This window comes from Sulfolobus tengchongensis, from assembly GCF_036967215.1.
In the GTDB taxonomy this organism is placed as follows: domain Archaea; phylum Thermoproteota; class Thermoprotei_A; order Sulfolobales; family Sulfolobaceae; genus Saccharolobus; species Saccharolobus tengchongensis_A.
In genome coordinates this window covers 1,773,620-1,795,060 of record NZ_CP146016.1, presented here as the reverse complement: position 1 = coordinate 1,795,060, position 21,441 = coordinate 1,773,620, and the positions used below count along the sequence as shown (strand labels likewise).

Genomic DNA, 21,441 nt, shown 5'->3' with positions numbered 1-21,441 from the left:
ATTATCTTATGAAAACCCTATTAGTTCCGTTAACTACTTTCATGACGCTTGACGTTATAACAACTGCTTTGGGATTATCTAAAGGACTTACAGAAAGTAACCCAATAATAAATGCCTTGTACTCCTCTTTACCATTTCCCCTATTTATCCTGTCTTTCCTTCTCATAAAGGTTGGTGTACTAGGCGTTATATACTTCCTTTATAAATACACCAAGCTAGACATAGTTCTTATTCTTGGAATAGGGATTTCTCTGATAGTCTTCATTAACAATATCCTTCTCCTCGCTTAACATTTTATTTATATAGTTTAGCAGAATATAAACGGCTATTAAATTCATCATAAGAAACATTATAATTCCCAAGTATTCTAACTCCTTAACACTATACACAGTGGTGTAAAGATTTGGACTTACCATCAATATTAGAGATAAAATTGAATCTCCTATCATCCACAATGCGAGAAGAAGAACTTTCATATTTCTAGTGATTTCTTTAAGGGAGAAACCTATTAGAATCCCTCCAATAAATAAAGTAATTTCCTCAATAATTCGTATAAATAAACTCTCTGCTCCCAGATTAAAGAAGAGAGGGTAATGCCAGATAAAAGCAATTAGAACACCTATTGTTAGGGATATGTTCTTGTTAAGGGGAAAATTTTTCTTACTAAGAGTATAATATGATATTAGTATTCCTGCTCCGAAAAGGGAATAGTGGGCTAACATGTAAGGAATTGGATTGACAAACATATACTCCTCAGTGAAAGGGTTCACAGTAATTGCGATAAGAAAAAGAGATAAAGTTAGAATAAAAAAATAATAATATTTCACTTTTTCACCTTTATACGAACAAATGCAGATAGAATGTACTAAATACCACAACCCATATGGCATCTACGAAGTGCCAGTAATAGGTTGCTGCTACTGCACCACCATAAGGTGTTACTCCTTTAAACGTTCTCAATAGAACAAATGTCCATACTACTAGTCCCATAATAACGTGAAATCCGTGTAAGCTCACTGTGCTGAAGAAGAACGCAGTAAAGGCTGACTGCTGAGGAGTGAAGTGAATTACATGTGTGAATTCGTATACTTGCCCCATTAAGAATGTAAAGCCCATTACAGCCGTAAGTATTCCTAGAGTTTTGAACATCTTTATATTTCCCTTCTTAAACTCCTCATATGCTAAGTGTGCTGGTATAGAACTTGAAAGTAGTATTATAGTCATTACTGTGGGCAATGGGAAGTATTCTACTCGTAATGGAGGCACATTAGCGTAAGCTATTGGATTAGTTATTGGACTTGCTACAAACATATATCCCCCAATAAAGGAACCGAACAGACATATCTCCGCTAATATAAACCACAATACCGCACTTCTAGCATCTCTCATTATTATAGTTCCTAATGCAGGTGTGACACCAGCCCCATTGGCCATGCTTCCATGTGTGGAAGGAGAACCACCATCTAATTGCATAGGTGGCGGAATTGACTTAAACCATTGATCGTAAGCCCAATATATTCCAGTAGCCATGAATATAGCCAGAAGCAGTATACCTATTGGTATTAGATTTATGAACATGAATATGAAGCCCAGTGGTATAAATGAGAGCATTATTCCCAATATGCTATAATATGGAAAACTTATTCCGTGGTATTCTTCATCAAAAGCACCATCCAGTGATTTTCCAAAACTTAGAGGCAATTTTACTGGTTTGATATAGAAATCAGCTAGGCCAATTGATATCGCATTCCATGGATCTATGGTCTCAACAGTTTTTCCTCTTATCCAGCAGTAGACTAAATCTACAAATGCCATAACTAATCCTATTCCCATTAATATTCCTCCTACATCTATCATTTGTTGGAAGGGTACGTATATTGGAGAAGGTACTTCAGCATATCTCCTTGGCATGCCTAAAACTCCATCAATTGTCATTCCGGTCGCTATCAGAAATGTACCAGCTACTATTAGTATGGTTCCACTTTTCACTATATCTTCATGATACCACTTTCCACTGAAATATGGGAAGTAATAAATTAAACCAGCTAGTAATGCTACTAATATAGCAAACACCATATAATGGAAATGTCCAACTACTAAGTACGTACCATTGAATGCGTAATCTAGAGGTACTAAGGGGAAAAATACTCCGGTAATTCCTCCAACTAGAAATAGGGCAATAAACGAGATTACTAATACCGCCGGTGCTTTAAATCTTATTTCTCCTCCATACAATGTTGCAGTCCAATTAAATACTTTTACACCAGATGGTACTGCTATTGCCATAGTAGTAGCTGAAGCTACCATTTGAGCTATTGTGTTATCTATTGCAGTGAACATGTGATGCATCCATACTCCTAAAACACTTAAAAACGCTATAGCCATGGAAGATAGTGCTAATGCCTTATAACCGTAGATTTGTCTCCCCACCATTCTAGGTAATATTTCTCCGACTAATCCCATAGCAGGTAACATTAGTATATAAACCTCTGGATGTCCGAAGAACCAGAATAGGTTTTGCCATAACACTGGACTACCTCCTAACGTTGCATCGAAAAATGGGAGATTCCACATCCTTTCTAAATAAGCAAACACTAAACCCGCAGTTAGTGGGGGCATTGCTACTACTAATAGAATTGCAGTTGCAAAGAAGGACCAAGTAAATAAGGACATTTTGAAATAAGGTACTTTCTTTAGCTTTATTATAGTCATTAGAAAATTAACACCAGTTAAAGTTGATGAAATTCCAGATAAGATGAGTGCAGTCTCAACCAGTGTGACTCCTAGTCCTCCATTTACGGAAAGCTCAACTGAAAGAGGCGCGTACATGTACCAGCCTGTATTTATAGGTCCAAACCAAGGAGCGATTATGGTTAAGAAAACTGCTGGTACAAGAATCCAGAATGAAAGTGCATTGATCCTAGGCCAATATAGATCATGCGCGCCTATCATTCTGGGAATTAGGTAGTTTGCAAAACCTACTGATATTGGCATTACCATGAAAAATATCATGAAGATTCCATGTAATGATACTGCATTATAGTATTCGACAGCACTTAATGATTGATATGTTAATTGATATCTTATTAGAGCTGCGTTTATCGCTCCTGCTATTAATGAAATTATACCTATAGTTATATACATTTGTCCAATATCGCTTGCGTTAGTTGTGTATAATGCGACCTTTAATATTCTTTTTATGTTCATCACATATAGTTGTTTAAATTTTATTTTTTAAATCTTTCTATTAAAAGCCAATAAACCTAAGCAAATTAGAGTTACTTAGATTATTAAATAAAAAAACATATATTTCTTATCTACTTAACCCGCAGTAGTAGCATAAGGAGTAGTTACGTTGGGAGAGGCTACAACTACTGCCCACATTCCACTTTCAGCATGACCTAAAATGCCACAAACTAGCATATAGGTACCCGCATTTATAGGTCCCCATAATCCACTAACTGACTGACCACTTGAGATGCCAGTAGTCTGGTAATTACTAGTAGTAGCCCCAACGATATATAATATCTTACCGAACTGTCCCACATCTGCATTATTAGGAGTTGCAGTATCGTTCTCAAGTAATATTAAATTGTGGGGAAGGGATTGTTCATTTATATAGGTAACATATATTGACCATCCAGCAGGAATGTAAATTACAAGCTGTCCATTACTAGTCCCATTAAAGTTGAAAGATGGACCAGTAGTCAGAACAGCTATGGTTAAAAATACTGTCTTATTTGTTGAGTCGTATTTTAATGGTATCTGGCTAGATGTAGAAGTGGAGGTACTAGTTGAAGTGGTAGTTGGAGCTGAAAGTATCTGATATTCATAATATGCATATACTGATACTCCCACTGCTATTATAGCTACTAATATTCCCACAATAACGGGTAGAATGGAGGATTGTGCTTTCATATGCTAAAATACCATAACTTAAATTTATAAATTTATTACCTTATATAGAGTATCATAATCATGTTCTATATTAAAGGATGTAAATATAAGTTAATAATGTTATACGACAAAACTTAAATATCTTATAAAGTCATATTAAAATGATGAACAGAAGGACATTTTTAAGACTATATTTAGTAGTAGGAGCCGCAATAGCTATAGCCCCAATGATAAAACCCTTAGCTGATTATGTGGGATATTTCTACAACGAGTTAGGTTCTATTTCAAAACAGTATCTAGTTGCTAACAATAATGATGGTATAGGCGGGTTTCCAAAATATAAAATAGTGAACGTTAGTGATTTCCAGCAACAAGTAAAAAGTTCAGGATGTCCAGTTTACTTCTTTTCATATCCACTTACTAATGAGCCGTGTTTCTTAGTGGATTTAGAAGCATTATTGGGTAAACCTGTACCGCAAATACCTAATCCATACTACGGCCAATACGCTGGACCATTAGGCCAAATAAAGACTATAAATGGTGTAGGTCCTAATAATTCCATTTATGCTTTCTCTGATGTCTGTGTCCATCTAGGTTGCCAATTGCCCGCACAAGTTCTAGTAACTTCTGATAATAACCCAGGATTAGACATTCAAAATTCAGTTCTTCATTGTCCTTGCCACGGATCTATGTATTTATTAGCCAAGGGAGGTATAGTGGTCGGAGGACCTGCTCCTAGACCCTTACCTATAGTATTTTTAGAATATGACCAAAATACCGGAGACATATATGCCGTTGGAACTAATGCTCCCTATTTCAGTGCATCAATACCTAGAACTACTCCATCAGATAACCTGCTTTATGATCCTAGATACGATTATAGTGTGCCTTCTAATCCATCATGTAGTAAAGGTGGTTAGGAAATGGTAAATGAGGAGAGGAGTGGATTATTTGATAGGTTTATGAGATGGTTAGATGAAAGATTAGGAATTTATGGACATACATTAAGACCTGCACCGAGATACGCTTACTCCATAGATTATTGGCTTGGAGGGCTAGTTCTCTCAGCATTTATTTTTGAAGTTATTACTGGTGCGTTAATAGCACTTTATTACACTCCTAGCGATCCATATACTGCTACGACATATTTGATAAGTAAAGTTCCCTATGGTGCATTGCTCTTTAGTCTTCATAGTTGGGGTGCTTATGCGATGGTCTTTCTGTTATTGATTCACATGACCAGAAACTTCCTTGTAGGTGCTTATAGACCTCCAAGAGAGATTATGTGGATAGTAGGATGTGCCTTAGCTGGACTAACTTTAACTGAGGCTTATTTAGGATACTCTTTGCCATATAACTTAATCTCATGGGTCGCTACTACGACTGGATTAAATCTATTCTCATATATGCCTGCGAACCTAGGTTATTTGATCTCATTAATGACAGTAGTAAATCCTAACCAGCCCGGTATAATGTCTGGTGTAGATCCTTTAGTCCAGAGGTTTTTCGTATTTCATTGGATAGTAGGAGGCCTAATTCTAGTCTTCATAGGTTTACATTTATATATATTTGAAAAGCATGGTATAACTCCTCCAATATCTCAAGTAAAACCTGGAGATCCTGAGTTGATAGATGAATACCAGGATAAGATAAAATCTGATCCAAAATGGGAAATTCAGCCATTAATGAGATCTATTGGAATGGTAGTAATGATAATGCTGTTAACGTTTGGTGCAATATTTCTAATCGCGTCAGCTATACCATTTAATATAACCATAAGCGGTGGAGTTCCTAAATACTCAATGCCCGCATTCAATCCAGTAGAAGCAGCACAAACTCCACCAGTTCCCGACTGGTATTTCCTATTCATTTACTTCTTCTATAAGTCGGTAAGTCCCTATAATGCTTCGCTAATATTCTTAGGTTGGATAACAGTTACTGTTCTTTTCCCATTTATAGAAGAATGGATATTTAGACATAAAGCTCCACATCCTGCATTAAGGCCAGCTTCTATTGCAATAGGTACGGGCTTTATAGTGAGCTTTATAGTTAATAGTGTATGGGCTGGTCTAACACCGGGGAGAGATATAGGACCGATAGGTGTAGAAGTTGACGCTCTAATTTTTGTAATATGTTTTGCGATAATATGGCCCTTATTAAGATATGTGGCTCAGCCTAGGGTCTTGGCAAGATGGCAAACCTCACCATTGACTGATGGTGGTGTGGTAATAGAATATAAGGAGAGAAGGATACTAAGCGGGTTAACGGTATTATTCATAAACAGTGGTATATTAGCTGGTCTAATATATTCTCTTTATGAAGTATTTATACTTTCTAGCAATGCGATAATTAACCAATTTATAATTGGTCAATTTTTAGGTATTTCATTACTTTTATTTTCTGCTTCAATTTTCTTAAATGTGGTGATTGGAAATGGAAAAAGCTAGGATTTTCGAATTATCAACAATAGTATTTGCAATAGTAATCTTAACTGTTTTAGGTGTTTTTTCTGATATCTACCTAAATTCAATAAACACTGGCGCTTATTTATCTACAACGGCTAAACAAGATGCTATTCCAATTAAGGTTATAGGCATGCAATATGCGTGGGAATTCGTATACCCTAATGGAACTGTATCTATTGATAAGTTAGTGTTAAAGGCTAATCAGACATATCTCTTAGAGATAACCTCCAAGGATGTAATTCACGCATTCTACATACCACAATTAGGCTTCAAATTTGAGGCAATTCCTGGTTATGTATACGACTTCTATATAGTTGTTAATAAACCTGGAGTATATGATATATGGTGTGCTGAATTTTGTGGACCTGGACATTATTTGATGAAAGGTACTCTCATAGTGGTGAGTTAAATGAGCACTAGCAAAAGGCTAACCGGTAAGGATTACGCATGGTGGGTAATTAGTGTATTGGCCTTTTTCTTCTTTTTCTTATGGGTAGGGAATTTCGGAAACTTAGGATATTTAACGCAGAGCCCCATAACGAGTTATGTGGAAAGGCTGTGGAGTGTCACTTACATAGCAGCTGGAGGAGTTTTTGGTGTTTTCATGGGTAGTATAGTATTTCTATCAGTTAAATTTAGAGCCCCATCAGAGGTTACACAAGTTAGGAGAATAAATGTAACTACTTATTACTATACTGCTCTCATAATAGACCTAATAGCTGCCATTGCGGTAACGTATGAGATATTCAACATTTCTATTTCTCAATTCGTCACTGGTTTGTTAGCATCTGCGGAGATATTATTATTTGCGTCAATTATTTACCTTGTATATAAATTGTACTATACTGAATAAACTTAAGATAATCACTTTTTTATTTCTATTTAATATAATTATTTTAATAAATATGGGTTATCAAGTATGACCCACTCCATTTAAGCTCTATCAAAGTTGTTAAACATAAATAATTATGAAAATTATACTAAATTTAATGATTAGAGAGAAAAGCTTATTAAATACCTTTTAGATAGTATATTATTAAGTGAGAGTAATGAAAGAAGAGAAAGTAATTTTACCATTAGTTATAATAGCGGTAATAGTATTGGTAGGATTAACGTCTGGAGTACTAACAGTCAAAAATCCCTTTATTTCAACTAGCTCGGTAAATGCTCAACTTGGAGGAAAGTGGAATATCCAGAACTACTATACCGGAAATAATAGCATTACTGAAATTTTATCGGATTCTCAAGGAGATGTATTAGTTGTAACTCAATACTCTTTCTCTTCAGCTAGCCAAGCTCAAAGCTTCTTCTATTCAAATCAACTTAGTTCACCTGAACAATATGGCAACTACATGATATCATATTACGCTCATGGTCTTTCAGAGTCAGTGTATATTCTTAGTGGGAGTAAGGTGTATTATGTCAGCTATGTTGCAACCACATCACTGTCCCTTCCATCTATAAGTCAGCTGGTAAATCTTATAAAATAATTTAAAATCTCTTCCCACTTATTTTTATTTATGAAGTTATACTTTCTTTCCATAGTTCCGATAGTCATGAGTCTACTATTAATATATTTATTTCCATTGGATAACCTATTACCCATTATCATATTTTGGTTCTTCTTATCGTATTTGTTCTTGAGAACCGTATTTAAAGGGGAAATTCAAGTGATGATGGATTATAAAAAGGGAAGTAAGTGGGGTATATTCTCTTCATACCTATTGGTTCACTATTTAGTTTATAGTGTAGCAATAATTGAACTACTAACTTATATATACAAACCAATAACGGTCAACTCACAAACACCATTCATCTCAGTTTTCAGTACACCTTTTGGAAGCACTCCTAGCTTACCTAATTTTGGTTTATCTTTACTGTTTAATCCAACTGTAACTGCTTTCATTCCACCTAATATAGTAATTGAGTTATCACTTTATAGTATTGCGATGGGACTTTACATAGCCATCTTAGTTACTTCAAGTTTAATTACGATAATATCTATAAATAAGAAATTTAAATATTTTGCATTTATACCTTTAATAGGGATAATAGCTGGGGCTAGTTGTTGCGTATCAATACCAGTTCTTTTAGCAGAGTCTTTGGAGCTGAGTAACATCGTATTTTTATCCACAACAGCATGGCAAGCTATATTTATAGCATACGTTTCCCTTCCCATCCTAACTGTTGCATTTTTAAAACATCTCTCGAGCTCGCTTCTGAAAGTGAGATCTAAACTAGTAAGATAGAAGGTGACTCTGAAGAACTTTTTTATTAAATCGGTCTTATGTGACTGAAGCGAAACTTTTTATGCAATATATGTCTTTCTTACACTTCTTATTAATCACATTAAGATTAGAATCTAGATATAGAGATAAGATTATTTAGAGAAGAAGAGCCCCAATTTATGGAAACTAATAAAAGGAAATATCTAAGTATAATTTAGCTTAAAGGCTAATTATAATAAATAGTTTTTCTTTATTTTACGAGACCATATTAATGATTCATATCAAATATCATTTTATTTATAGATATCTTATGTGAAAATTTTTCCGCGTCTAGGCGTTACATACTTTGCCTCTTATAATCCGACTATTTTTCATAACCTGTCTAAGGCTGAAGACAAGATCGAATCTTCATCAGCACTTACCCCTCTCTCTTGTCCTTCATGATCTGATCGTGTGAAAAATTGCAGGAGGTGTAGATACTATTAAACCAAAAGTAGGTATTTATCACAAATTGCTAATGGTAGAAGATGTGTGATATCTTGCTGAATTTCTTTAAGTTTAGTATTTAATTCTTAAATAAAATAAAGTTAATAACAAATCTATTTATCCTTCTAGATAATATGATGATAGTCTCTACTTAATTTATGATTAAGTAAAAACTTAGTCAATCAGTTATTATGATATAACTCTTTCTCCTCTTACAATTCTTAATCTCTTTCCGTTATTTCTTTCTCTCTTTTTCATTTTTCTTATAGACTTTATAGTTAATTTTACTATTATGTCTTTACTAATTTCGTCACCTATCTTTGTGAAGGTTATTAGAGGAATTCTATTTCTATAGATAAAATATAAACTTATCAAAAGGAGAATTAAAACCAGTTGTACTGGGAAGTTGTATAATAAAGGGATTATTTCAAAAATTATGTATATTCCGGTGATGGCAACGATGTAAAATGTAGAAGAAAATGCGGTCAAATCTAGCCAAAATTGTTTAAACAATTTACTTTTCACCTTTACAATACGGATCATTATTTCATTATTGATGGTTGAATATAACTTAGATCCCTCAGTTAAGAATAAATATAAAAGAAATAACGCTACCAATGTTTCTCCAGCGTATAGGGAATTATCCAATACGCTATTATTTAATGGGTCAATAATACTCTTAATTAGGCTGTTCAGTAGTGGAAATAATACGTAAGGTATTATTAAGTAAAATATCATTTTTATGAACCCCCTGAAGATAGTTGATTTTGAAATTGGGGAAATGCTAGAACTAAAAGTCTTATTGAGCCATATTATTGCAGAGTCTAATTGTCTTAAAAAATATGAATTAGAATATGTGAAATTTATGACTCTCTGAAACACGTTTACTCTTGTAGCCAAAATTGAAGCTATTATGGATGAGATTAACACGACAACAACTGATATGTAATAAATTACGTTAACGTTAATACCTTGTTGTATAGCTTCTAATGAAACTATTATTCCGAACTCACTTATTGGTAACATGTACAATCCATTCGTAAATGCCTTAACGAAAGTAGTACCGGTCAACCAAGAGGCTATGCTAAATGAGAAGTACTTTATGACAAGTATTATTAAAGATATCATGACGAAAGTAGTTATGGCTGGAGTTATCCTCAAATAACTTCCCACAGACAAGAAGAAGAAGATAAGCGCAAACTCCCTAATAGGTGCGGTATATTTAATTACCTTTTCATTACCACCTATGGAAGAGAATGCTAGTCCGGCTAAAATCATACTTAAGGTAACAGGGACTTGAGTAACTTCAGATATATATTCGAATACAAACACTAATACAATGGGTATTAGGATCAATATACTTTCGTCTTCTAACCTAGTTGATGTGAATATGGATAATCCAGTTAGGAAGTACCTAGCGAAAATATAGATTATAAGTGATGCTATGACAACCTCTATAACTACGAAAGAGACTCTAATAAAATTAAAATAACCATTTAACGCTGTTGCAATTGAGTATAGGAAAAATACCTCAACATCTTCAATTGAAGCTACAGCTACCAATAGATCCTTATCACTCTTTTGTAACTTATCTCCGGCTATTTTATATAAAACAGATGTACTAGTGTCTATCGAAGCCATTACTAAAAATAGTGAGGCGAGAGGATCTAAATGAAGCAAATATAAACCTATATAATATGAAATTAACAAGATTAGGACTAATTCCACTAACGCTACTCCTAATGCTCTTCTGAACAATTCCTTAGCCCTAGAGATATCAAACGAAGTTCCTATTTCGAATGCTAACAAGTTCAAGGCTAAGAAATTAAGTATGCTGAAATACGAGGAATTGAAATCAAAATTAAAATACGTATATGCGATCAAACCGCCTAAAAGGTAAGCAATTACTGGAGAGATTTTAAACCTAGTTAGGATAAAGGAAATCAATAAGGTTAAAAGTAACAATAAGCTCAATATAGCATAGTTCATCAAACTCTCATTCCTTATAGTGAAATTAAAAGTTTATTTGCTTCCTAGATAATAATATATATTTGATGAATCTACTCGATGTGAAGAAAATATATTCTGAGGCATTATTTCTCAGTCGAGAGTGTAAAAAATGTGTGGATTGTGAAGCTTGTGATAAGGCGGAGGAACTTCTAGATATTCTAGTTGAAAATATAGATAACGTTTCGTTTAATGATATTAAGGAAAGAGAAGAATTTAGGGAGATATTGAACAATATCTTTCTGATTCGTAAAGAATTATTAAAATAGAGGAAAATATAAAAAGTGAATATGCTCATTAAACATTTTTTATTTATTTTATTTTTTAACTTTCTTCTAGTTATAAAAGCATTATGTAGTGTGGGTGGATTATTAACATTTTACAAAATTCATATATTGCTGGTCAAGTTTGAAATTAAGAGAAAAACATAAGTGTGGATAAGATCTTAGGCAATTTCACGATAAAAATACTCCATTCAAAAAATGGTCTTAACATATCAAGAAAAATAGGCAAAACAGTAGATAGGATTTTCAATCCTAAGATTTGAAGGAGAACACATGAAATAGGTGCTCGTAAGAGTTTGTGTAAAAACAACATCAATTTGGAAAAAGTGATCTAACCTAAAAATTATAAGTAATTTTGAAAAATACTAAAAATTAAAAATGCCTTATAATTAGTTTATATTGTTGGACATTCCCCTGCTAGAGGACCTGCAGCCTCTAGTATGGTGTTTTGTATCATTTGTGCAGCCTGTATAATTTGGGGGAATTGGCCTATATTAGATAAAACATACTGCGGTGTGTAGCCTTCTAGGATTGTAGGATTGACTATTGGTGTAGTTACTATATAGGTACCGTTTGGTCCAGAGATTAATATTGCAAAGTTTAAATGAGGCGGTTTAACATATATAGCAGCAGGTTTTCCATACTGTGAGATTGGCACTTGCGTCTCATATTGTATTATTAACTGCGCAACTTGTGGTGGCAATCCCATTTGAGCGTATTCTTCTTTCAATATTTGCTCACCTACGGGGATTAGTTGATCTTGTGGAATTGGCGTATTGTTATAAGAACCATTTAGGTATTCATTATAAACATAAGCTACGTAGAATTCTACAACTGAATTACTGGTGAAATTCGTGAATATTAACCCTGGAATGTTAGCAGGGCTGTGATCTGGATCAGAGTAGTGCAACTCATAGCTTAAATTACCGTAATGTTGTAAAACGTCATATATTGCCCATGACGCTGCTGCACCTACTGGACAGCCATACCAGGATTGTACAACCACTATTACTTTGCCTTTCGGAGCCAAATCTTCATTACTTATCTTTATGAATTTTCCAGCGGGAATTGATTGAGCCGATGCAACGAAATGTGTTACATATACTACTACACCGATTATGATGATGATTATTCCAACAATGGCTATAATTACACTTCTTCTATCCATTATCTTTATTCCAATTACCTCACAATATAAACTTTTTCCTTAATTCAGCGGATTAAGTAATTTTGAGTAAATATATAAAAAAATTATTTAACTTAACATTTGCGAGCTACAAGCATAATAACATGGCTAATTAAAGGCTAGAATGTATAAACAGGTCTAGTTATGTGAAGGATTGTTATATAAGTATGCCTATGTTTTTACAAAAATTGCGGGCAGAAAGCTTCGCCTTTTTAAGGCGGAGATGAATGCCCGCGAAAAGTTAAAATAAAAACAAAAACAGAAAAACACTCATGCTACAAGCTCCAGAGCGAGCTGTCCGCGAGGACAGTTCCATCGAGGAGGAGATCGTGACAATTAAAATGAAGATCTACTCCTCGGCTCTGGAGCCCTTAGCTGAAAAGTATATGCGTGCCAAGAGGTTCGTTCTTCAGTGGTTATATGAACACAAAACCACTTCTCTAAAAGAAGTCCACAAAGCATTATATGAACTCCTCAGGGAGAAATTTGGTTTAAAATCAAAACTTGCTCAAGACTGCTATCGTGATGCCATTGCCGTGTATAAAAGTTGGTCAAAGAATCCCAAAAAAGGGAGATTTCCAGTCCTAAGAAACGTTTCCTTATGGTTAACTCCAAAAGCTAGTTATACTCTTGATTTCAACACGATGACAGCTAAGATACTGGGGGAAGAAGTGAAAATAGTGGGTTATCCTCACAATCTTTCACAGTACAAGGACTTCAAAGTGAAAGAAGCAAGACTAGTTAAGAGAGGAGATAATTGGTATCTTAACGTGACAATGAAAAAGAAAGTACAAGTAGAGAAGCAAGTTAAGGGGCTTATAGCTGTTGACATAAACATGGACTTCATCACGTTAGGTAATGATAAACAAGTTATAGAAATTCCAACACGTCTAGATGATGCTGTTCATTTTAAGAGATTAGGAGAGCAACTGCAGAAGAGGTATCAAAGAAGGTGGAGAGAGAATAAGAGGATTCTCAATAGGATTAGGAGCTTTCACATAAAGGCAAGAAACGTCATGCAAGACTTCGCTAGGAAAGTTGGAAAATGGGTTGTTGAGGAAGCAAAGAGGCTAAACGCTAACTACATCGTGTTGGAAGACTTGAACAAGATGATTTCTCACGTGAAAGGGTTGAGGAAAGACTACAGAGATAGGTTATATTTAATGCAATACAGACGCGTTCAAGAGTGGGTTGAGTGGGAAGCAAAGAAGCATGGGTTGAACGTGATATACGTTAAGCCAGCGTATAGTTCAACTACTTGCCCAAGATGTGGATATGAGCTGAAAGGGAATGGATATAGGATGCTTAGGTGTGAGAAGTGTGGTTTTGAGGATCATCGTGATTATGTAGCTGTGTGTAATTTGTATGGGCGGGGTTCTCTGAGCCTCGCGACTGCCCCCTATATGAGAGATGTAACTCCGAATCGATAGGGGGAACCCTCGCCCTTTTAAGGGCGTGGAGGAAGTCAGCTTATAGGAATTTGCGGAGTGAATTAGCTCAATTAAGATCCTAACCCTAATCTATCAGTATATTATTTTTTATATTTTCAAAAGAACTTATTATACATCATGAGTATCTTTAACGATACACATCCAGAACTCACTAGGTTAGGAATTAAATTAGATAACGTAGATTCCAGATATAAGCCAGTATGGAGAATGGGAATATCTATTGACGAAATGATTTACATCGCTAGAAGGTTATATCCTTTGATAAAAGATGGTCGAAATGTTCTAGATTTAGCTTGCGGAAATGGACTAATTACTGTAATTTTATCTAAGCTAATGCAGGGTAGTGAATTTCACGCGATCGATGACTGGGAGAAAGTAGCAAAACATGAAGTAATGAGAAATATAGAAATTGATAACGCTAAAATTAACTTGAGCGATTTTAGGAACGGGTACGAATTACCATACCGGGATGAATATTTTGACGTAGTATATAGTGTAATGTTTTTATCTAATATAGGAAAGGAAGGCAGAACTAAGATAGGTAATGAAGTTAAGAGAGTCTTAAGGAATGATGGCAGGTTTGTGATAGTTGATACTCTAGTATTTAGAGGTAAGATAAAGAAAGAACTTGCCTCACTATTTAATTTAGAATGGTACGGAGAAGAAAATGGTTTTTCGTTTTTCCTTTATAAAAGGGTAAAGTGAAAAATACGTTAATGGTCTGGAAACTTTAAGCCAATTGCATTGCTAATGATGTCAGTCTGACTAAGAAGTCATCAGTTACTAATTTTTTATGATGGAAATTAGCGCTTTAGATGATGGAAGAATTTCAGCGTCTTGATATAAGGTTCAAGGATATTTCATGGAGTTCAACTCATAAATAATATATAAAGGAAAGGAGAGAAAATCACTCAATTCCTCTCAATTTATATATTGTTTAGCCTTATCTAACATTTCCTTGATATATTTTATATCTTGTTTAACTTCATTGATGTCTAACCTACGCTCATGAAACCCCCACACATGTAATAAGTAAGCTGTTTTCCATCCGTTCTCTATCCATTCTCCTATAATGTTAGCTAATGAAATTGAAGCTTTTTGTAATAAGAACGCATACCATCTTCCATCTCTTTCAGCTTCTTGATATTCTTTTGTGTTAAACTTTTCCGCTAAACCTTTAACGATCTCTTCAGCAACTTTATACAATTTCTCTGATGATTGAATAGGGTCGTTTTTCTCAATGAACCTTTCCGCTTCTTCAAAGAATTTTTCTGCTAAGGTTATCCTAATTTTAATTGACTCTTTAGGATCAATCTTATTTATCTCACGCAGTATCAAATCTTCCACATTAATTCCTTTTTCCTCTGCTTTCTTAATAAGTTCCTCCATGCCACATTTTACTATCTGTTTTTGCAAATATAAGAGTTTAAACAATAAATAATAAGATAGCCTTACGTTTCATTTATCGAATACCTTAGCTTCCAATTCCGATAAGTTAAGGTTACCAGGCAACCGAAGAGGATTTCGTAACAATACTATCTATATAAAGTTAATTTAAATACTTCTGTTATATACTAAATATTGTATGTTAGCATATGTGTTTTGGCACCAAAGGGCTAAGGAGTTTGTTAAAGAAGAATATGAGAAATCTTTAATTAATTTTCATAAATATTTTAATGAAATGGCTAAAATTGAGGGATATTTAGGGTCCTTAGTCATAAAGGTCAGCTATGTCCCTTGGACGGAGGGTGATGTGTATGAGGATTGGTATCTCATGGAGAGTTCTAAAACTCTAGATTTACTTAACAACGCTGTACTAGAACTAAGTGATGTTAAATCCCTTCATGATGAGGTTGCGAAGATGGCAAGAAACGGTAAAGGAGGTCTGTATAAGCTAATTAAAGGGGATCCCTTATCCCCTTCATATAAATATGCATATTGGATATCAAAGCCCATAGGGATGAAATATGATGACTTTTATAAGGAAATAGAACCTTTTTCGCAAAACCTATGGAGAAAGCAACTTGCAATGGGTCCATTAAGTGAGTTTTGCATATTTTCCCCTAATCCTATAAACGTTTCAGAAAGATACTCCCCAATATTTCAGCAAAGATATGTATTATATTCTAAAATAGTGAAAATAAGTCCATAACTTTTTAGATTTGTATTTTGTGAGAGTTTTCAAAACTTACATCAATTTTTACATTCTCTTCATAGTAAAAGAACGTTCCAAACTAGATAGCCTCACAAGGTATTAGATTTGAAGTTCTTTCGCTCTAGATTACTATTCCTCCTTGGTATCTTCCACTATAAGGTCTTTCGGTTTTCTGATCTAGTTTGAGAAATATGAGATGATGTGTGCCAACACCTTTGGCTAATGATGAGCGATAAACTGGAGTTATTGCGACAAATACCTTACCCTTATATCCAGCATCTATAACAGTGGGAGGGGCCAAGAATCCGTTCCTAGCCATGGTACTCTTTAAGGTTATTAGTATCGCTAAATCGTCTGGAGTGTTAAACTCTTCACAAGATTCGAAAAGATAAGTTTTGAGCGGTTCTAGTTCAGCTAAGTCTTTAAAGACTATTTCCCTTAACCTAGCTTTCTTGTTGGGTAGACTTGCTCCCTCTTCTACCACGAAATATCTCTCACCGCAGATTCTTAGGTCATATCCGTTTTCTCTCACGTTATCTTCAACGTAATTAAAAATTACTTTTCCTAGTAATTGTCTTATCGATTGATGAGAGAGTATCATAAAATTAGACTAACAGAAAGAACCTTAAAAGAGATTTGTCTTATTGGAACTTCTTTGAAAAATGCAAATAATAACAATCTGTAGACGGCTGTTCAGTTTTGAAAGGTTAATCGAAAAATGGTTCTCAATCGGACAAGTCTACTTAGACCTAAATTAAGTTGGATTTCCTAGGTAAAAATTTGTTTAATGAGTCAGAATTGAAATAGGAAAGAATGATTATAATTATGCATATACTATGGTTTATTTTAATAAAGTGAATCGTTTAACTTTCTATTTATAAAATTTCTGCACCAAATGTTTTTTGTATTTTCAAAACTTACGTTATAGTGCATTTCATAGTAAATGTAACATCGTTTACAATTATTCACATGAGACCTACTATCGTTGTAGTTTCAAAGTGTAGCAAGAAAACTTAAAACTGGAGAGGAAGCTACGTTTAAGACTTCCATATACTTAACGTGGGAATAGATTTATACAACATAAAAATTAATAAGGTTAGCCAACTATTTATATTAGTGAGAGTTGGAGAGACAATATTTTATATTATGAAAAATTTGGGAATAAGACAAATATTTGGAAATCCTGGAACTACGGAGCTTTCTTTTCTTCGACAAATGCCAGGTGATTTTACCTATTACTTAGCTCTTCACGACGGAGTAGCAGTAGGAATGGCTGAAGGCTATTATCTTGCCACTAAAAAGCCACAGATTGTTAATTTGCACTCCACTCCAGGCTTAACCAATGCGTTATCTTTTATCAATGAGGCCTACGTTAGTAGAATTCCATTAATCGTATTGGTTGGTCAACAATATTCTAACAAATTAGTGGATGAGCCAATACTTTACGGGGATTTTATAAAAATTTCAGCCGGAGTAGTTAAGTCTGCATTTGAAATCAGAAGTGAAAGTGAGGCAGTCAAAGTATTCATCAGAGCTTATAAGGAGAGTATCACGCCACCATATGGTCCAGTTCTAATATCTTTACCCCAAGACGTAGCAGAGAAGGATGCTGGCGATCAAATAACGATCCCTAAACATTTTGTAGGGAATCTATGCGATGAAGCTACAATTAATTACGTCATAAATGAGATCAATAGTGTAAACTCCTTGGCTATAGTTGCAGGTTACGAAATCGCCTTATTCGATGCTAATGAGGAATTACGTAAGTTAGCTGAAAAGTTAAACGTTCCCGTCTATAACGAACCTTATATGAGCATATCGCCCTTCGATTCAACTCATCCATTGTTTAAAGGGTCTTTATCTAGGTATCACGCTTCTGATGTGATGAAAGAATTGGAGAAGTACGAGTTAATTTTAGTTCTAGGTGGATGGTTAAATTATGTCGTATTTCCTGATGTAGATTTAGCTAAACTAAACGTGATAGAGGTGACTTATGATTATAAAGAAGCGACTAGACGTCAATGGGATACGATAGTATGTAGTCCTAAGGATTTCATCATTAAACTTACTGAAAAGGTTAATAAGAAGTTTAGTTTTACTAGCACTATTCTTAGCGAGAGAGAAAAGGACCAAGATAATTTTCTGGCTGAGATATTCAGAGAGTTAAATCGTTACATGGAGAAGTATGTAATATTCTCTGAGGCACCAACACATAGAGATCTGCTAATTAATAACGTTAAGCTAAAGGCGTCCTCTTTCTATAATACGAGATCTGGCCTATTGGGATGGGGATTATCAGCAGGAGTGGGATATAGTTTATATGGCAATAACGTTATAGCGATCATAGGAGATGGAAGCTTTAATTATTCTCCTCAAGCATTATGGAGCGCTGTAAAATATGAAGGTAAAGTAAAAGTAATTGTAATTAACAATAAGGGTTATAGGTCTTTAGCTAAACGTGGTATTGAGGCGGATTGGCTTTCTCCCCATACTTCTCCATGGAAAATAGCCTTAGGTTACGGATTTGAGGCTAAAGAGTTAAAAGATCCTAAAAGAGACGTAGAGTGGCTAATGGGGGATGATAAGAGAAAACTTCTGGAAATAGTCTTATAGAAATATTCATAATTATTTTTCTCCTAATTTCTGCTAATCTCTGTTCTGTAATAGTTTGTGGATTTTCTGAAAATTGAGGCTATTCTCTCTATCAGGACTATTCATAGAATTATTGTCCAGTTTTCAAATGATACACACTAGTTCTATAATGTAATAAATAATCTTGTACTTAGCTCTATACATGAATGGGTAACGTTAATGATGGTAAAAGAGTAATATATTTAACTAGAAGAATGACGACAATAGCTTCAATTAACATTAACAGATTGCTATCGCTATCACTTAGCTTTCTTCTTGCTACTATGAACGGTAATGAAATGAATGGTACGGGAAATGACACTAAAATATACGATAACAGTTCATAAATGTCAATCTTGATTTTATCTAGTTTCAGAAGCAAATATAGTACCGCTATCGCCAATGAAATTGAAGTAAATAGTGTAACTTGTATAACTTCGCCAATAACAAATAGATATATTGAATACGAAAAGTATATTAATGAATTTAAGATAAAGGACAATTCAAGTTGACTAATTTTCTAATTCCCACAATACTTAAACAAACTCCTACAACATAGAACACATAGGGATATATTGGAAATTTGAAGTAAAGATAAGCTATTAAAGGAATAATAAGGAATATTGAAGAGAACCATCTCATGGAAGAGAGACCAACATAAGGGTTGACTAGGGATAAAAAGGAAAGGAATAGGGGATAGGGGTTGAAAATGATTGGAAATGATATCGCTATCGCAACTATAGAGAGAAGGATAAAGTTGGGTATATTTAGATAAAAAAAGTAAAAGGCCAGAAACTCTAATACCACTGAAATTATATAGGGGTAGAAATTCTTCAAAATCATTATACTACTGATTACTTTGGAAATGTTAATATATCTGGATGCAAGGAGAACTAGTGAGATTATAGCGAGAAGCTGAAAGTTACTGTAATCCCCTAAGCCAAAAAATACAATTGATATTAGGAAGGGAATAAGATAGAATACGAACTCGCGTTTTCTCAATACGTCACTTATTGAGGATAAGGCTAAAGGTGGGTAAAGAAATGATACGAGTGAGGGAAGTAAGTTAAATACTTTACCTCCCCACTTTATCTTTTTAAAGTCTCCTAGTTTCTTTAGAGCTATTATAGCGAGATATGGCTGAAATGGTGAAAATAGTAAGGAGGTTAATGGAGAGAAGGAAACTAAAATTGGTATTAGATAGGGTAAGTGGAAATACACTAACAAGGATGAGAGATAAACTATAGCTGAAGTCTTAGCGTCAATTTTAACCTTATTTTCAATTAACGTGGAGATTACACCTGCAACGAATAAGAAAAACGCTAAATTACCGTAAGTAGTATTAAACGTTACCCCAGCAAGGATTAGAAAGAATATCCCAGAAGCTATTAGTCCTCTTCTATCTATTGCGAATCCTAAAAGAAGTGTGAGATAATTCTCTGTGAGGATGGAGAAGAAAGTAGTTAAGAGAAATGATATTGAGAAACGCCTATCTATAAAGAATAGCACATACGCGATAAGTATAATGGCAGAGTGAAGAGGAGAGAACAAAAGTAATATTGCTGATACGAATGCTGGGAAGTATTTCAGCCTTAAATAAATGCCTAAAGCGTAAATTAAAGGTAATGATAGGTAAAAATAAGGAAAGAAGGATGATAGGAAAAGCAAAGAACCTAAAACGACTTCCTCCTTAACTCTTACCACGTCTATTAGAATGATAATCAAGTTATAAATTCTTAACTAATAGTGGATTCTCCAGCTTACCTATTTTCTCAATCTCAGCAACCATTAACGCATTATCAATTGGCTTTAAGAAGAACTCTGAAGCTTCCTCAGCCTTAATATATCCTATACTTCCCGTAGTGACAACGCTAAATGGTGGAATGGTTACTATTCTAGATAACTCAGTTAAGATCTCCTCTATAGAGAAAATGAATTCACTCGAATACCCATCCTGTACTATTTCTCCATTATAATAGCTTCTCATTCTCAGCGAGTTAACGTCTCCAATTTCGTCTTCAGTAACTAAATAAGGTCCCATGGGTGCAAATGTGTCTCTAACTTTATTTCTGAAATGCGTTCCTCTCATTAACAACTTTTTAACCTTTCCATCTGCAGGATCCCTTCTCATCGCGTAGTAAGAATCCTCTTTTAATCCAGGGGGATAGGTTATGTCATTAAATACTGTATATCCTAAGATGTAATTCTTAACTTCGCTCTTTTTTATATCTTTCATCTTTGATTTGATAATTATTCCAATTTCCACTTCTGGTCTTATGGCATCGCTAGGAGATATAATTGCCTGTTTATGAGCTATTGCGATAGTCGGCAACTTTAGAAAGAACTTTGGGCTTCTCACCATCTCCTTAGCTTCCTCCTTACTATTAACCCCAATCATCCTAGGCGTGTTAACTAATGTACATATTATGGCTGAGGGCTGTATTGGAAGGTCAAAGGTTGTTATGTCATCTAATTTGTACGCATTGCCTCTTTTCTCTTCCTTCCCGAAATCAGTTATCTCATATACGTAGTTTCCCTCTACAACTCCAAGCTTTCTAGCATTTCCTACGTAAAATGAAATATACTTAACCATGTTTGTTACTTTCAGTTAAGGTAAAAATATATTCACTCAAACTAGTTTCATCGCACTA

General features: G+C 34.4%; 22 protein-coding genes. 12 read left to right on the top strand and 10 right to left on the bottom strand.

What is annotated here, in order from left to right; translation table 11 throughout:
* Positions 1-8 precede the first annotated feature (8 nt).
* A complete protein-coding gene (locus V6M85_RS08570; RefSeq protein WP_338598788.1) occupies positions 9-290 on the top strand; it encodes a DUF5658 family protein in 282 nt (93 codons plus the stop codon).
* Here the strand turns inward: V6M85_RS08570 and V6M85_RS08565 are convergent.
* The 3 genes from V6M85_RS08565 to V6M85_RS08555 form a co-directional block, all read right to left on the bottom strand.
* Positions 216-827, bottom strand: coding sequence for a DUF1404 domain-containing protein (locus V6M85_RS08565; protein WP_338598785.1), 612 nt, complete (start codon positions 825-827; stop codon positions 216-218). The two genes, V6M85_RS08570 and V6M85_RS08565, sit on opposite strands and share 75 nt — an antisense overlap.
* Before the next feature lie 10 nt (positions 828-837).
* Positions 838-3,207 (bottom strand): cbb3-type cytochrome c oxidase subunit I, encoded by a 2,370-nt coding sequence (locus tag V6M85_RS08560; RefSeq protein ID WP_338598782.1) that lies wholly within the window; start codon positions 3,205-3,207, stop codon positions 838-840.
* A gap of 114 nt (positions 3,208-3,321) precedes the next feature.
* A complete protein-coding gene (locus V6M85_RS08555; RefSeq protein WP_338598781.1) occupies positions 3,322-3,918 on the bottom strand; it encodes a sulfocyanin in 597 nt (198 codons plus the stop codon).
* 140 nt (positions 3,919-4,058) lie between these two features.
* Between V6M85_RS08555 and V6M85_RS08550 the strand changes: the two genes are divergently transcribed.
* From V6M85_RS08550 to V6M85_RS08525, 6 genes are all read left to right on the top strand, one after another.
* Complete coding sequence (locus V6M85_RS08550; RefSeq protein WP_338598780.1) at positions 4,059-4,817, top strand: Rieske 2Fe-2S domain-containing protein; 759 nt, start codon at positions 4,059-4,061, stop codon at positions 4,815-4,817.
* A 3-nt stretch (positions 4,818-4,820) separates the two neighbouring features.
* Complete coding sequence (locus V6M85_RS08545; RefSeq protein WP_338598778.1) at positions 4,821-6,344, top strand: cytochrome bc complex cytochrome b subunit; 1,524 nt, start codon at positions 4,821-4,823, stop codon at positions 6,342-6,344.
* Positions 6,331-6,771 carry a cytochrome c oxidase subunit II gene (locus V6M85_RS08540; RefSeq protein ID WP_338598777.1) on the top strand — a complete coding sequence of 147 codons (441 nt, stop codon included), beginning with the start codon at positions 6,331-6,333 and terminating at the stop codon, positions 6,769-6,771. The genes V6M85_RS08545 and V6M85_RS08540 overlap by 14 nt, the downstream gene beginning before the upstream one ends.
* The gene (locus tag V6M85_RS08535; RefSeq protein WP_338598774.1) at positions 6,772-7,215 is read left to right on the top strand and encodes a quinol oxidase subunit 2; all 444 of its coding nucleotides are present in this window, start codon (positions 6,772-6,774) and stop codon (positions 7,213-7,215) included.
* A 196-nt stretch (positions 7,216-7,411) separates the two neighbouring features.
* The gene (locus V6M85_RS08530) at positions 7,412-7,852 is read left to right on the top strand and encodes a hypothetical protein (protein ID WP_338598771.1); all 441 of its coding nucleotides are present in this window, start codon (positions 7,412-7,414) and stop codon (positions 7,850-7,852) included.
* A gap of 30 nt (positions 7,853-7,882) precedes the next feature.
* Positions 7,883-8,611 carry a hypothetical protein gene (locus tag V6M85_RS08525; protein WP_338598769.1) on the top strand — a complete coding sequence of 243 codons (729 nt, stop codon included), beginning with the start codon at positions 7,883-7,885 and terminating at the stop codon, positions 8,609-8,611.
* Positions 8,612-9,265: 654 nt separating this feature from the next.
* Here V6M85_RS08525 and V6M85_RS08520 read toward each other — a convergent pair.
* Positions 9,266-11,065, bottom strand: a complete 1,800-nt coding sequence (locus tag V6M85_RS08520) for a cation:proton antiporter (protein WP_338598767.1) — start codon at positions 11,063-11,065, stop codon at positions 9,266-9,268.
* A gap of 65 nt (positions 11,066-11,130) precedes the next feature.
* On the opposite strand from V6M85_RS08520, the gene V6M85_RS08515 reads away from it, so the two are divergent.
* Complete coding sequence (locus tag V6M85_RS08515) at positions 11,131-11,352, top strand: hypothetical protein (RefSeq protein ID WP_338598765.1); 222 nt, start codon at positions 11,131-11,133, stop codon at positions 11,350-11,352.
* A 409-nt stretch (positions 11,353-11,761) separates the two neighbouring features.
* Here V6M85_RS08515 and V6M85_RS08510 read toward each other — a convergent pair whose 3' ends face one another.
* On the bottom strand, positions 11,762-12,535 hold the full coding sequence (locus tag V6M85_RS08510) for a DUF929 domain-containing protein (RefSeq protein WP_338598762.1): 774 nt from the start codon (positions 12,533-12,535) through the stop codon (positions 11,762-11,764).
* 290 nt (positions 12,536-12,825) lie between these two features.
* Here V6M85_RS08510 and V6M85_RS08505 point away from each other — a divergent pair, with 290 nt between their 5' ends.
* Positions 12,826-13,983, top strand: a complete 1,158-nt coding sequence (locus V6M85_RS08505; protein ID WP_338598759.1) for an RNA-guided endonuclease TnpB family protein — start codon at positions 12,826-12,828, stop codon at positions 13,981-13,983.
* A gap of 138 nt (positions 13,984-14,121) precedes the next feature.
* On the top strand, positions 14,122-14,709 hold the full coding sequence (locus tag V6M85_RS08500; RefSeq protein WP_338598757.1) for a class I SAM-dependent methyltransferase: 588 nt from the start codon (positions 14,122-14,124) through the stop codon (positions 14,707-14,709).
* Between the two features lie 216 nt (positions 14,710-14,925).
* Here V6M85_RS08500 and V6M85_RS08495 read toward each other — a convergent pair whose 3' ends face one another.
* Positions 14,926-15,393, bottom strand: a complete 468-nt coding sequence (locus tag V6M85_RS08495) for a PaREP1 family protein (RefSeq protein WP_338598754.1) — start codon at positions 15,391-15,393, stop codon at positions 14,926-14,928.
* A 196-nt stretch (positions 15,394-15,589) separates the two neighbouring features.
* On the opposite strand from V6M85_RS08495, the gene V6M85_RS08490 reads away from it, so the two are divergent.
* Positions 15,590-16,156, top strand: coding sequence for a hypothetical protein (locus tag V6M85_RS08490; RefSeq protein WP_338598752.1), 567 nt, complete (start codon positions 15,590-15,592; stop codon positions 16,154-16,156).
* 124 nt (positions 16,157-16,280) lie between these two features.
* Here the strand turns inward: V6M85_RS08490 and V6M85_RS08485 are convergent, their stop codons facing one another.
* Positions 16,281-16,760 (bottom strand): dCTP deaminase, encoded by a 480-nt coding sequence (locus V6M85_RS08485; protein WP_338598750.1) that lies wholly within the window; start codon positions 16,758-16,760, stop codon positions 16,281-16,283.
* A gap of 515 nt (positions 16,761-17,275) precedes the next feature.
* On the opposite strand from V6M85_RS08485, the gene V6M85_RS08480 reads away from it, so the two are divergent.
* Complete coding sequence (locus V6M85_RS08480; protein ID WP_338598748.1) at positions 17,276-18,772, top strand: thiamine pyrophosphate-binding protein; 1,497 nt, start codon at positions 17,276-17,278, stop codon at positions 18,770-18,772.
* 175 nt (positions 18,773-18,947) lie between these two features.
* Here the strand turns inward: V6M85_RS08480 and V6M85_RS08475 are convergent, their stop codons facing one another.
* Genes V6M85_RS08475 through V6M85_RS08465 form a run of 3 tightly spaced genes read right to left on the bottom strand, consistent with a single transcriptional unit; the run spans position 18,948 to position 21,383 of the window.
* Complete coding sequence (locus V6M85_RS08475; RefSeq protein WP_338598746.1) at positions 18,948-19,292, bottom strand: hypothetical protein; 345 nt, start codon at positions 19,290-19,292, stop codon at positions 18,948-18,950.
* Positions 19,277-20,494: a hypothetical protein gene (locus V6M85_RS08470; RefSeq protein ID WP_338598743.1), complete on the bottom strand. Its 1,218-nt coding sequence runs from the start codon at positions 20,492-20,494 to the stop codon at positions 19,277-19,279. Before V6M85_RS08470 ends, V6M85_RS08475 begins: the two co-directional genes overlap by 16 nt.
* A 22-nt stretch (positions 20,495-20,516) precedes the next feature.
* Positions 20,517-21,383 (bottom strand): fumarylacetoacetate hydrolase family protein, encoded by an 867-nt coding sequence (locus V6M85_RS08465; RefSeq protein ID WP_338598741.1) that lies wholly within the window; start codon positions 21,381-21,383, stop codon positions 20,517-20,519.
* Between the last annotated feature and the right edge of the window lie 58 nt (positions 21,384-21,441).